12 protein-coding genes are annotated in these 12,513 nt (G+C 72.1%); 1 reads left to right on the top strand and 11 read right to left on the bottom strand.

The window, feature by feature from the left end:
* Nucleotides 1-88: 88 nt before the first annotated feature.
* The 7 genes from FHX81_RS29625 to FHX81_RS29595 all read right to left on the bottom strand — a co-directional run bounded on the left by FHX81_RS29625 (nucleotide 89) and on the right by FHX81_RS29595 (nucleotide 6,614).
* A complete protein-coding gene (locus FHX81_RS29625) occupies nucleotides 89-601 on the bottom strand; it encodes a DinB family protein (protein ID WP_141981428.1) in 513 nt (170 codons plus the stop codon).
* An 84-nt stretch (nucleotides 602-685) separates the two neighbouring features.
* Entirely contained in the window at nucleotides 686-1,447 is a 762-nt protein-coding gene (locus FHX81_RS29620) for a cell division protein FtsQ/DivIB (protein ID WP_141981426.1), read from the bottom strand.
* A gap of 72 nt (nucleotides 1,448-1,519) precedes the next feature.
* On the bottom strand, nucleotides 1,520-2,917 hold the full coding sequence (murC, locus tag FHX81_RS29615) for a UDP-N-acetylmuramate--L-alanine ligase (protein WP_141981424.1): 1,398 nt from the start codon (nucleotides 2,915-2,917) through the stop codon (nucleotides 1,520-1,522).
* Nucleotides 2,914-4,017, bottom strand: coding sequence for an undecaprenyldiphospho-muramoylpentapeptide beta-N-acetylglucosaminyltransferase (gene murG, locus FHX81_RS29610; RefSeq protein WP_425473852.1), 1,104 nt, complete (start codon nucleotides 4,015-4,017; stop codon nucleotides 2,914-2,916). The genes murC and murG overlap by 4 nt, the downstream gene beginning before the upstream one ends.
* 42 nt (nucleotides 4,018-4,059) lie before the next feature.
* Nucleotides 4,060-5,508 (bottom strand): putative lipid II flippase FtsW, encoded by a 1,449-nt coding sequence (gene ftsW, locus FHX81_RS29605; protein ID WP_141981420.1) that lies wholly within the window; start codon nucleotides 5,506-5,508, stop codon nucleotides 4,060-4,062.
* Between the two features lie 61 nt (nucleotides 5,509-5,569).
* Nucleotides 5,570-5,746 (bottom strand): DUF397 domain-containing protein, encoded by a 177-nt coding sequence (locus FHX81_RS29600; RefSeq protein ID WP_141981418.1) that lies wholly within the window; start codon nucleotides 5,744-5,746, stop codon nucleotides 5,570-5,572.
* Between the two features lie 19 nt (nucleotides 5,747-5,765).
* Nucleotides 5,766-6,614 (bottom strand): helix-turn-helix domain-containing protein, encoded by an 849-nt coding sequence (locus FHX81_RS29595; protein ID WP_141981416.1) that lies wholly within the window; start codon nucleotides 6,612-6,614, stop codon nucleotides 5,766-5,768.
* A gap of 102 nt (nucleotides 6,615-6,716) precedes the next feature.
* Here FHX81_RS29595 and FHX81_RS29590 point away from each other — a divergent pair, with 102 nt between their 5' ends.
* On the top strand, nucleotides 6,717-7,043 hold the full coding sequence (locus tag FHX81_RS29590; protein WP_141981414.1) for a hypothetical protein: 327 nt from the start codon (nucleotides 6,717-6,719) through the stop codon (nucleotides 7,041-7,043).
* Here the strand turns inward: FHX81_RS29590 and murD are convergent.
* Genes murD through FHX81_RS29570 form a run of 4 tightly spaced genes read right to left on the bottom strand, consistent with a single transcriptional unit; the run spans nucleotide 6,995 to nucleotide 12,433 of the window.
* On the bottom strand, nucleotides 6,995-8,359 hold the full coding sequence (gene murD, locus FHX81_RS29585; protein ID WP_141981412.1) for a UDP-N-acetylmuramoyl-L-alanine--D-glutamate ligase: 1,365 nt from the start codon (nucleotides 8,357-8,359) through the stop codon (nucleotides 6,995-6,997). The genes FHX81_RS29590 and murD overlap by 49 nt on opposite strands.
* Before the next feature lie 2 nt (nucleotides 8,360-8,361).
* Nucleotides 8,362-9,450, bottom strand: coding sequence for a phospho-N-acetylmuramoyl-pentapeptide-transferase (gene mraY, locus FHX81_RS29580; RefSeq protein ID WP_141981410.1), 1,089 nt, complete (start codon nucleotides 9,448-9,450; stop codon nucleotides 8,362-8,364).
* The gene (locus FHX81_RS29575; RefSeq protein WP_141981408.1) at nucleotides 9,447-10,907 is read right to left on the bottom strand and encodes a UDP-N-acetylmuramoyl-tripeptide--D-alanyl-D-alanine ligase; all 1,461 of its coding nucleotides are present in this window, start codon (nucleotides 10,905-10,907) and stop codon (nucleotides 9,447-9,449) included. The genes mraY and FHX81_RS29575 overlap by 4 nt, the downstream gene beginning before the upstream one ends.
* Entirely contained in the window at nucleotides 10,904-12,433 is a 1,530-nt protein-coding gene (locus FHX81_RS29570) for a UDP-N-acetylmuramoyl-L-alanyl-D-glutamate--2,6-diaminopimelate ligase (RefSeq protein ID WP_170232215.1), read from the bottom strand. Before FHX81_RS29570 ends, FHX81_RS29575 begins: the two co-directional genes overlap by 4 nt.
* Nucleotides 12,434-12,513: the final 80 nt, after the last annotated feature.

The following is a 12,513-nucleotide window of genomic DNA, read 5'->3' as shown; positions in this document are numbered from 1 at the left end:
CCCCGTATGTTCCTGCTGGACGTTATGCATCGCGAATGCCTCGGTCCAGCAGCCACGCCGTGTTGTGTCCTGACCGGGTGAGCGGTCTCTACTCGCCGGTCACCCCGTCGAGCAGTTCCCGCACCACGTCCAGGTGCCCCGCGTGCCGACCCGTTTCCTCGATCATGTGGATCAGCACCCAGCGCGCGGAAAGCCGCTTGTCGCCGCGGAACACCACCTCGTGGTCGAGGTCGAGGCCCGCGACGAGTTCCCGACTCACCGCGCACTGCTCAGCGTAGTCGGCGATCAATCCCGAGATCGTCTCGCCCGGCTCGACGCGCCAATCGGCGTCCGGGTCCTCGCGGGTGTAGGGGGCGCGCGACGGCCGTCCCGACAGCGCCACCTCGAACCAGTAGTGCTCGACCCAGCGCAGGTGCTTGACGATGCCCGCGGCCGTGTTGAGCTGCGACGGGAGCACCGAGCGGGCCGCGTCGGCGTCCGACAGCCCGGCGCACTTGAACTCGATCGTCCCGCGCAGGAAGTCGAGGAACCCGCCCAGCAGCGCGCGTTCGTCACCGGAGTACGGGAGTTCGATCCGGTTGTCCACCGGGCTCTGCGTCATCGTCGAAGTATCGCCGGGGAACGACGGCGGGACGACGGACTTTCGCGGATACGTCCTGTGGCGGGTTTCACCGCGTCACGGCGTTTAGGAGACGGTCGGCAGCTCCGGGCTGGACACGTCGAACACGCTGCCCTTGCGGGTCAGCAGGACTTCCAGCACCGCGGCCTTGCGGGCGGTGTCGGCGGGCGAGCCCCAGCGCGCCTCGCGACCGCCGCCCAACGCCAGCCGGACGTCCGACGGCGAGTCCGCGGTGACGCCGAGCACGTCCCGGCGCAACGACTCGGGAACCTGCGTCAGCACGGCCACCGCCGCGCCGAGCGCGTCCGGCGTCACCTCCAGCTCCGGCAGGCCGTCCGGCGGCTGCGCGACGGTCGCGTAGTCCTTGCCGGTCGCGTCGACCAGGTGCACGCCTCCGGGTGACTTGATCACGGCGACCGGTTCCCGCTCGTCCACGGTGAGCCGCACGGTGCCCGGCAGGACCCGCTCCACCTCGACGCCGGCGACGCGCGGCAGTTCGCGGACCCGCGCGGCGACCGCGTCGACCTCGAGCCGCACCAGCGGGGTGCCGGGTTCGATCGCCGCGGCGACGCGGACCTCGTCGGCGGTCAGGTCGGCGGTGCCCAGCACCTCGACCTCGCGGACGCCGAGCGCGGGCGTGAACCAGACCGTGCAGACGACGACGGTCACCACGAGCATGCCGAGGATCGCGCCCACCCGGCGGCGGACCACCTTGCGCCGGTACAGGTCGGCCCGCGTGGGACGGCGGGACGGGCGACGGCGCGCCGCCGCCGGGCGGGAACCCGGGTGGCCCCCGCCCGGACGACGACGCGGCGCCTGCGTGCTCATGTCACGCCTCGCCGGCACTCGGCGTGGCCAGAGCACGGAGCACTGCGCCGAACGACTCGCTCGCGAACTCGCTCATGCCTTGTCCAGTTCCCCGACGATCTCCGGCCCGAGCATGGTCACGTCGCCCGCGCCCATGGTCACCACCAGGTCGCCTTCCTCGACCATGCCCGCCACCAACGCGGGCACCCGGTCGAACGACGGCTCGTAGACGACCTTGCCGACGTCCAGCGACACCAGACCCGACAGCAGCGCCCCGCTCACACCCGGCTCCGGTTCCTCGCGCGCGCCGTACACGTCGAGCACCACGACCGCGTCGGCCGTGCTGAGCGCGGCGGCGAACTCCTCGGCGAACAGCCGGGTCCGCGAGTACAGGTGCGGCTGGAACACCACGACCAGCTTGCCGTCCCCCGCGACCGGTCGGGCCGCGGCGATCTGGGCGGCGACCTCGGTGGGGTGGTGGGCGTAGTCGTCGTACACCCGCACGCCCCTGGCCTGCCCCTTGAACTCGAACCGCCGCCGCACCCCGCCGAACGCGGCCAGACCGACCAGCACGCCCTCGCGGTCCGCGCCGAGTTCCAGCGCGGCGACCAGGGCGGCGATGGCGTTGCCCGCCATGTGCTCGCCGGGCACGGCCACGCGCACGTCGAGCACCTCGCCGTCCAGCTCCACCCTCGCCACACCGCCGGAGTCGGCGGGCCGGTAGTCGACCAGGCGGACCGAGCCGGGGCCGGTGGCCGTGCGGCCGTACGCGCGGACCCGGATGCCGAGCTTGGCGGCCCGCTCGGCCAGCGCCGCCGAACCGGGGTCGTCCGCGCACGCGATCAGCACGCCGTCGGGCCGGATGCGCTCCAGGAACGAGTCGAACACCGCCACGTACGCCTCGACCGTGCCGTGGTGGTCGAGGTGGTCGGCCTCGACGTTGGTCACGACCGCGACCGACGGCGAGAAGTAGAGGAACGAGCCGTCGCTCTCGTCGGCCTCGGCGACGAACACGCCACCGGTGCCCTGGTGGGCGTTCGCGCCGGACTCGTTGAGGTCGCCGCCGATCGCGAACGACGGGTCCATCCGGCAGTGTTGCAGGGCGACCGTGAGCATGGAGGTGGTGGACGTCTTGCCGTGCGTGCCGGCGACGCACGCCACCCGGTGGTCGAGCATCAGCGCGGCCAGCGCTTCGGCCCGCCGCAGCACGACCGCGCCGCGGGCGCGTGCCTCCACCAGCTCCGGGTTGTCCTCGCGGATCGCGGTGGACACCACGACCGCGGTGGGTCCGCCGGGCAGCTGGTCGAGGTTCGCGCCGGCGTGGCCGATCGCGATCGACGCCCCCTGCGCCCGCAGCGCGAGCACGGTGCGCGAGTCCTTGGCGTCCGAGCCGGACACCTGCGCGCCCCGGGCCAGCAGGATGCGGGCGATGCCGCTCATGCCGGCCCCGCCGATGCCGACGAGGTGCACCCGGTCCAGGACGTTGCTCACTTCTTGATCACCTCGAGCACCATGCGGGCCAGCACCTCGTCCGCCTCGCGGTGGCCGGTGCTCAGCGTGGCCGTGGTCATCGCGGCCAGCCGGTTGCGGTCGGACACCAGCGGGACGACGTTCGCCGAGATCCACTCCGGCGTGAGCTGGTCGTCGGGCACCAGCAGGCCGCCGCCCGCGGCGACCACGGCGGCGGCGTTGAGCGACTGCTCGCCGTTGCCGATCGGCAGCGGCACGAACACCGCGGGCAGCCCCACGGCGGACACCTCGGCCACGGTCATCGCGCCGGACCGGCACAGCACCGCGTCCGCCGCCGCGTAGGCGAGGTCCATCCGGTCCAGGTACGGCACCGGCACGTACGGCGGCGCGCCGGGCACCGACTGCACCGCGACGGTGTTCTTGGGCCCGTGCGCGTGCAGCACCGCGATGCCCGCCTGGGCGAACGCGGGCGCGGCGCCCGACACGGCGTTGTTGATCGACCGCGCGCCCTGCGAGCCGCCGAACACCAGCAGCGTCGGCGCGGTCGGGTGCAGCCCGAAGTGGGCGCGCGCCTGCTGCCGCAGCTCCGCGCGCTTGAGCGAGGTGATCGAGTAGCGCAGCGGGATGCCGATGATCTCCGCGTCGGTCAGGCCCGAGTCGGGCACGGCGGCGGCGACCCGTTCGGCGAACTTCGCGCCGACCTTGTTGGCCAGGCCCGCCTTGGCGTTGGCCTCGTGGACGACGATCGGCACCCGGCCGCGGGCGGCGAGGTAGGCGGGCAGCGCGACGTAGCCGCCGAAGCCGACCACGACGTCCGCGCGGACCCGTTCCAGCACCTCGCGCGTGTGCTTGACCGCGCCGCGGACCCGCAGCGGCAGCTTGAGCAGGTCGGGCGTCGGCTTGCGCGGCATCGGCACGGGCGGGATCAGCTCCAGCGGGTAGCCGCGGGCCGGCACGAGTCTGTTCTCCAGACCGCGCTCTGTGCCGAGCGCGACGACCCGCGCGTCGGGCCGAAGCCGCATGACCGCGTCGGCCAGGGCCAGGGCTGGCTCGATGTGCCCGGCGGTGCCGCCTCCGGCGACCACCACGCACGGTCCGGCCTGCTGGGGAACCCCGGTCACGCATTTCCTCCTCGCGTCGATGTACCGCTCACGCCGGTACCGCTAACGCCCGTCACGCCGCCTGGACCGGGCGTCCCGGTCCTGGCCTGCCTTTCGGGATTCGCGACGACGGTACTCCGACGGCGGAGCGTGACGGCCGGCCATCCTCCGCTCGTCGACGGGCGGCGGTGCGCCCTTGCGCGTGCGGGGCGGCGGCGACGGGCGCACGGGGCGGCGCTTGGGCGGTGGCTTGTAGACCACGGGCGCGGGCAGCTTCAGCATCCCGCCCACCCGACCTGGTCCGAGCGACCGCAACGCCGAGACCGCTTCCGGCTCGTGACGCGCGCAGTTGGCCAGGATGCCGAAGACGAACATCGTCGTGACGACCGACGTGCCGCCGGAGGAGATCATCGGCAAGGTGATGCCGGTCACCGGCAGCAACCGCACGACGTAGCCGATGTTGATCGCGGCCTGCGCGACCAGCCACACCGTCAGCGTCGCGGACACGATGCGGATCCACGGGTCGGTGTTGCGCGCCGCGATCCGCAGGCCGACCACGGTGAGCAGCGCGAACAGGCCCAGCACGAGCACGCAGCCGATGAAGCCGAGTTCCTCGCCGATGACGGCGAAGATGAAGTCGCTGTGCACGTTCGGCAGGTAGCGCCACTTCGAGCTGCCGTTGGTCAGGCCCTTGCCGAAGAACCCGCCCTCCGCCAACGCGTACATCGCCTGCAACGCCTGCAGGCCGGAGCCCTGCGGGTCCGCCTCCGGGTTCAGGAACGTCTGCACGCGTTCCAGCCGGTAGTCCGCGCCGAGCGCCAGCACCAGCGCGCCGGTGACCGCGCCGATCGCGATGATCCCGAAGATCCGCGCCGGCGCGCCGACGAACCACAGCAGGCTGATCAGCACGACACCGAGCGTGATCGTCCCGCCGAGGTCGGGTTGCAGCATCACCAGCGCGAACACCAGCATCGCCACCGGGACGACCGGGACCAGCAGGTGCCGGTACTGGTCCAGCAGGGCGCGCTTGGTGACCAGCACGTGCGCGCCCCACAGGGCCAAGGCGAGCTTCGCCGGCTCGATCGGCTGGAACGAGGCCGGTCCGACCTTGAACCAGGACTGCGCGCCGAAGTCCGTCGTCCCGAGCGGGGTGAGGACGAGGACCAGGAGGATCACGCAGACCAGCATCGCCATCGTGCTGCCGTGCCGGATCGTGCGCAGCGGTATGCGCAGGACGACGAGGAAGACGACCGCGCCGACGCCCACGTACAGCAGTTGCTTCTTGAACACGCTGTAGGCCGACGCGCCCACCGCCACCTCGCCCGGCGCGGACGCGGACAGCACCATGATCAGGCCGAGCACGGTCAGCACACCGAAGATCGCCAGCAGCAGGTGGAAGTCCGCCAGCGGACGGCCGAGCCAAGCGGTCAACGACGTCCGCACCGCGACCGCGCGCTTGCGCTGTGCTCTGGGCGGTCGCTCCCCCACCGGCTTCCGGTCCACCGCAGTCATGCGCCCATCGTCTCCCGCGCGACCCGGCGAAACCCGCCAATCGGCCGCGTGTCAGCGAGATTTATCCCCGCTTGACGCCGGCCAGGAAGATCGCCATGGCGCGGACGTCGAACTCCAGGACCGGCCCGGCGGCGTTCTTGCTGTCCCGGACCCGGAACGCGTCAGCCGACACGGCCACCTCGACGCAGTTGCCGCCCGCGCCGTTGCTCCGGCTGCTCTTGCGCCATTCCGACCACATCGCGCGCTCCCAGGACGAGCTAGAGATCCGCGATCACCCCCTTGATGAACTCGGCCGACTCCCGCACGTTGAGCGCGGCGGCCCTGAGGTGATCCAGCACCAGGCTATACCGCTCCAGGTCGGCTTCCTCGTCCAGATAGACGCCGCCGGTCAGGTTGTCCACGTAGACGATGCTCGGGTAGCCGTGGAACCGCAGCAGGGAGAAAGCGGTGCCCATCGCCATGTGCAGGCCCTTGCCGAAGGGCAGGATCTGGAGCACGACATTGGTCAGCAGCGACATCGCGAGCAGCCGCTCCAACTGCCGCCGGTCGACGGCCGGATCGCCGGTGGTGCGGCGGAGCGCGGCTTCGTCCACGATCGCCCAGACCGACAGAGAGCCATCGGTAACCCTGTTCTGGCGTGTCTGGCGCAGAGCCACCTTCCGCTGGACCACGTCGTCCGGGACATCGGGCGAGTAGGCGCGCAACACCATCGCGGCGTATTCCTCGGTCTGGAACAGGCCCGGAATCAGGTCTATCTCGAAGGTGTTGATCATCGAGGCCTCGGATTCGAGGACCACGAAGTCCGAGAACCAGTCGACCAACCCGTCACCGAACACGTGCCATCGACCGCGCTGCTTCGCGATCCTGGCCAGCCGCTCCAACCAGGCGAGCGTGTCGGCATCCGCGCCGTAGAGCTGGCCGAGCGCCCGTGCGTCCACAATGGACACACCGGTGCCGCCTGCCTCGATCCGGCTGATCTTCGACTTCGAGAAGGCCAACGCCTCGACCACGTCGTCGAAGCTCTTGCCGGCCTGCTCGCGGAGCTGGATCAGCGCCTTGGCGAGCAGTCGCCTCCGGACACCCGGGCCGGTGTTGCCTTGCGTCATGCATGGAGGCTATCGGCAATACGCCATCCCGAAAGGGTGAACTTCGGGATATCCCCATCCGAAATATTGCAGTTTGATGCGGGCTGGAGCACCGTGGAGGCCATGATCTCCGCTGCGCTCGCTCGCGCCCACCACCTGCTGAACCAGGAGATGCTCGGCTACCTGGACACCGTCGAGCTGCTGACCAACGAGCACGACACCGACGACGAGACCGTCCTCGCCGTCGCACGCGCCGAAGTCCCCCGCCTGGTCGCCGCCCTGCGCGCGACCGTGGCCACCCACAAGGCCGACCCCTCCGGCGACTGCCCCGCCTGCCACACCACCTGGCCATGTGCCGTGATCGACTCGGCCCACTCCTACCTGAAGGACCCGGACAGCATCTACTCGGCCGGACCGGCCATCTCCAGCACGGCGTCGGTGAACGCCTGACCGCGGTGGGCGTAGTCGGTGAACATGTCCATCGACGCGGCGGCCGGGGCGAGCACCACGGCGTCACCCGGCTCCGCCAGCGCACAGGCCTCGCGCACGGCGTCGGCCATGGAGCCCTCGTCCAGCACCACCACGGGCACCGACGGCACGTGCCGGGCCAGCGCCGCCGCGATCACCGAACGGTCCGCGCCGATCAGCACCGCCCCGCGCAGCCGGTCCCCTTCCTCCCGCACCAGCTCGTCCACCGACGCGCCCTTGAGCAGCCCACCCGCCAGCCACACGACGCTCTCGTGCGACCGCAACGACGCCGCCGCCGCGTGGGGGTTGGTGGCCTTCGAGTCGTTGACGTACGACACCCCGTCCACGGTCGCCACGAGCACGGCCCGGTGCGCGCCCGGCGTGAAGTCGCGCAGCCCTTGGGCCACCGCCGCCGCCGACACGCCGTGCGCACGGGCCAGCGCCGCCGCCGCGAGGGCGTCGGCGATACCGGGAGGTCCACCGGGATGGACGTCGGCGACCGGCAGCAGCACCTCGTCGGACGGCCCGAACGCCCGGTCGACCAACTGGCCGTCGAGCACCCCGAGCTGGCCTTCCTCCGGCGACCCGAGCGTGAACCCGACGTGCGCGGCGGCCGGTGCGGCGGCCAGCAGTTCCGCCACCACGAGGTCGTCCACCCCACCGACGGCGACCTCACCGGTCAGCACGCCGGCCTTCGCCGCCGCGTACGCCTCGAACGTGCCGTGCCAGTCCAGGTGGTCCTCGGCCAGGTTGAGCAGCACCCCCGCGAACGGCCGCACGGACGGCGACCAGTGCAGCTGGAAGCTCGACAGCTCCACCGCCAGCACCCGCCGCCCGGCCAGCAGCGCGTCGACCACGGGCAGCCCGACGTTGCCGCACGCCACCGCGTCGATGCCCGCCGCGCGCAGGATCGACTCCAGCATCCCGACCGTCGTGGTCTTGCCGTTCGTCCCGGTCACGGCGAGCCACGTCGGCGGGTCGGCCAGCTCCAGGCCCATCCGCCAGGCCAGCTCGACCTCGCCGATCACCTCGATCCCCGCCGCCGTCGCCGCCGCGAGCAACGGGCTCGACGGCCGCCACCCGGGGCTCGTCACGACCAGGTCCGTCCCCGGGGGCGGCGACGCCAACCCGGGGGTCAGCGTCACGCCGGGCAGGAGCTGTTCCAGCGCGGCGAGCCGGTCGGCCGAGCCGTCGGTCACCGTGACGACCGCGTCGGCCGCCAGCAACGCCTCCGCCGCGGACCGGCCGGTCACCCCGGCGCCGGCCACCAGGACGTGACGACCTGCGAGGAATCCCATCGTCAGCTCTCGACCGCGGTCAGCCACTCGCTGTAGAACAGGCCGAGCCCGAGCATGCAGCACATGCCCGCGAGCAGCCAGAACCGGATGATCACCGTGGTTTCCGCCCACCCGGCGAGTTCGAAGTGGTGGTGGAACGGCGCCATGCGGAACAACCGCCGTCTCGACGTGCGGAACACCGCGACCTGGAGCACCACCGACAGCGCCTCGACCACGAACAGACCGCCGATGACGACCATCAGCAGCTCGGTGCGGGTGGCGATGGACAGGCCGGCGACCAGGCCGCCCAGCGCGAGCGAGCCCGTGTCACCCATGAAGATCTTGGCGGGCGCGGCGTTCCACCACAGGAAGCCGATGCAGCCCGCCATCGCGGCGGCGGCCACCAGCGCCAGGTCCAGCGGGTCGCGCACGTCGTAGCAGCCGGCCACGAGCAGGTTGGAGCAGTTGTAGCGGAACTGCCAGAAGCTGATCACCACGTAGGTGCCGAGCACCATCGCGGACGTGCCGCCGGCCAGGCCGTCGAGGCCGTCGGTCAGGTTCACGGCGTTGGACCAGGCGCTGATCGCGGCGTAGCAGAACACCACGAACCCGACGACGCCGAACGACACCACGGTGATGTCGCGGACGAACGACAGGTGCACCGAGGCGGGGGTGAACCCCTCCTTGTTCGGGAACTGCATGACCAGCACCGCGAAGATGATCGTGGCGACGAACTGGCCGACGAGCTTCGCGGTCTTGTTCAGACCCAGGTTGCGCTGCTTGCGGATCTTGATGAAGTCGTCCAGGAAGCCGACGATGCCCAGCGAGGTGGTCAGCATCAGCACCAGCAGGCCGGACGCGCTGGGCGTCTGGTCCTGCGCGGACGCCGACATGGAGTTCACCAGGTGCGCGCCGAGGTAGCCCGCCCACATCGCGACCAGGATCGCGACGCCACCCATGGTGGGCGTGCCGCGCTTGGTCTTGTGGCTCTGCGGTCCCTCTTCGCGGATCTCCTGGCCGAAACCCTGCCGGGAGAAGATCTTGATCAGGTACGGCGTCAGCATGATCGACGTGATCAGGGCGATGGCCGCCGCGATCAGGATGCTCTTCACTTGCTGCCCGCCTCCAGGAGAGCCTCGGCAACCCGCCACAGGCCGTATGAGTTGGATGCCTTCACCAGGACGACGTCGCCGGGCCGCACCTGGTCGCGCAGCAGCTCGACGGCCGCCGTCACGTCGGGCACCAGAATCGCTTCTTCGCCCCAAGATCCTTCCAGGTGCGCCCCTTGGTGCATCGCGCGGGCGTCCTGTCCGACCACGACCAGCTTGTTGATGTCCAAGCGGACCGCGAGCCGGCCGATCTCGTCGTGCGCGCGGACCGAGTCCGCGCCGAGTTCGGCCATCGGCCCCAGCACCGCCCAGCTGCGGCGGGCGGGCGTCGCGGACCGGGAGATGGTGGCGAGCGACTTCAGCGCCGCGCGCACCGACTCCGGGTTGGCGTTGTACGCGTCGTTGACGACAGTCACACCGTCGGGACGTTCGGAGACCGCCATGCGATGCGCGGAGACCCGTTCGGCGTTGCCGAGGCTCGCCGCGACCTGCTCCGGCGTCGCACCGAGCTCCAGCGCGATCGCGGCGGCGGTGAGGGCGTTGCCGACCTGGTGCGGCCCGTGGACGGCCAGGCGCACCTCGGCCTCGCCCTGCGGCGCGACGAGCGTGAACCGGGCGCGGGCCTGCTCGTCCAGCACGATGTCCTTGGCTCGAACCCGCGCCGACGGGTTCTCGCCGACGAGGACGACCTTGGCCTTCGTGCGGTCGGCCATGCCCGCGACGAGCGGGTCGTCGGCGTTGAGCACGGCGATGCCGTCCTCGGGCAGCGCCTCGACCAGCTCGCCCTTGGCCAGCGCGATGTTCTCCCGCGAGCCGAACTCGCCGACGTGGGCGCTGCCGACGTTCAGCACCGCGCCGACCCGCGGCACCGCGACCTCGCACAGCTCGGCGATGTGCCCGATGCCGCGGGCGCTGAGCTCCAGCACCAGGAACCGGGTGTCCTCGTCGGCGCGCAACGCCGTCCACGGGTGGCCCAGCTCGTTGTTGAACGACCCCGGTGGTGCGATGGTCCCGCCGAGCGGTGCGAGCACCTGGGCGATGAGGTCCTTGGTGGAGGTCTTGCCGGACGAGCCCGTCACGCCGATGACGGTCAGGTCCTCCAGCCGGTCCGTGACGTGCCGGGCGAGCTTGGCCAGCGCCGCCAGCACGGCCGCGCCCGCGCCGTCGGCGTCGCCGGACAGCACGTAGGCGTTGCCGCCCTCGCGGTCGACCGGGGGCGCGATGACGGCGGGGGCGTCGACCTCACGGCCCGCCAGCACACCGACCGCGCCCCGGGCGACGGCGTCGGCGGCGAAGTCGTGGCCGTCGACCCGCTCGCCGGGCAGCGCCAGGAACAGGCCGCCGGGTGTCACCTCGCGGGTGTCGAACTCGACGCTGCCGGTGACGACCTCGTCGCCGGTGGCGCGGTGCAGCGTGCCGCCGACGACTTCGGCGATCTCGGCGAGGCTGAGCTGGATCACCGGGTGGCTCCTCTGATCGCGTCGGTCAGTGCGTCCACGTCGGAGAACGGGTGCACGACACCCGCGACCTCCTGACCGGTCTCGTGGCCCTTGCCCGCGACCACGACGACGTCACCGGTGCGTGCGAGGGACACGGCGTGCTCGATGGCGCGACGGCGGTCGCCGACCTCCACGACCTCGCCGCGCTCGTCGTCCGGCACGGCCAGCGCGCCGTGCAGCATCGCGGCCCGGATCGAGGCCGGGTCCTCGCTGCGCGGGTTGTCGTCGGTGACGACCAGGACGTCGCTGCGGCGCGCGGCCTCCTCGCCCATCAGCGGGCGCTTGGCCGTGTCGCGGTCGCCGCCGCAGCCCAGGACCGTGATGACCCGGCCGGTGGCGCGGGCGCGGACGGCATCGAGGGCGAGCGCGACGGCGGCGGGCTTGTGGGAGTAGTCCACGACGGCGGTGAAGTCCTGGCCCTCGTCCACCCGCTGCATGCGGCCGGGCACCTGGACGTCGCGCAGGCCGGCGCGGATGGCGTCGAGGTCGACGCCCTGGGAGCGCAGGCAGGCGATGGCCAGCAGGGCGTTGGCGACGTTGAAGTCACCGGGCAGGCTGAGCCGCACGTCGAGGGTGACGCCGTCCGGGCCGTGCGCGGTGAACGCCTGCTCGCCGGTGGCGGAGACGGTGACGTCGGTTGCCGTCCAGTCGGCGGGCTTGGTGGTCGCGACCGTGACGGTGGCGTCCTCGACCAGGCGCGGGCCCCACTCGCCGTCCACGCAGACCACCTCGGTGCGGGCCCGGCCGTCGAACAGCTCGGCCTTGGTCCGGAAGTAGTCCTCCATGTCCGGGTGGAAGTCCAGGTGGTCCTGCGAGAGGTTGGTGAACGCGCCGACCGCGAACCCGACGCCGCCGACCCGGCCCAGGCGCAGCGCGTGGCTGGAGACCTCCATGGCCACGTCCGTGGTGCCGCACTCGACCATCACGGCCAGCAGCGCCTGCAGGTCGGGTGCCTCGGGGGTGGTGAGGGCGCTGTCGAGGCGGTCGCCCGCGACGCGCGTCTCGACCGTGCCGATGAGCCCGGTGACGCGACCGGCCGCGCGCAACGCCGAGTCGATCATGTAGCTGGTGGTGGTCTTGCCGGACGTGCCGGTCACGCCCCACACGGCGAGCTTGGTGGACGGGTCGCCGTAGACCCGCGCCGCGAGCCGCCCCAGCACCGCGCGCGGGTCCGGGTGCACCAGCACGGGCACGCCGCGGACCTTCTCCGCGCCCTCGGCGTCGGTCAGCACGGCCACCGCGCCGTGCTCGACGGCCTGGGCGGCGAAGTCGGCGCCGTGGACCCGCGTGCCGGGCAGCGCGGCGAACAGGTCGCCGGGCCGCACGTGCTGAGCGCGCAACGTCACGCCGCTGACCTGGACGTGCGCCCGGTCGGGGGCGGTCAGGCGCGCGTCGACCGTCGTGGCGAGGTCGGACACGGCAACGGGCTGGGTGCGGGAAGGGCGAGGCGGAGCGGTCGCGACCTTGCCCTCGAGCTTGGCAGGCACGCGCGGAAGGCTACCGGCGCACGGAGAGTGGTCATCCGGCACGTCCACTCCGGACCGGTTTCCGCGTCCCACCACACCAC

Origin of the sequence: Saccharothrix saharensis (genome assembly GCF_006716745.1) — a bacterium.
Taxonomy (GTDB): Bacteria; Actinomycetota; Actinomycetes; order Mycobacteriales; family Pseudonocardiaceae; genus Actinosynnema; species Actinosynnema saharense.
This window is presented reverse-complemented; position numbering and strand designations above follow the sequence as displayed.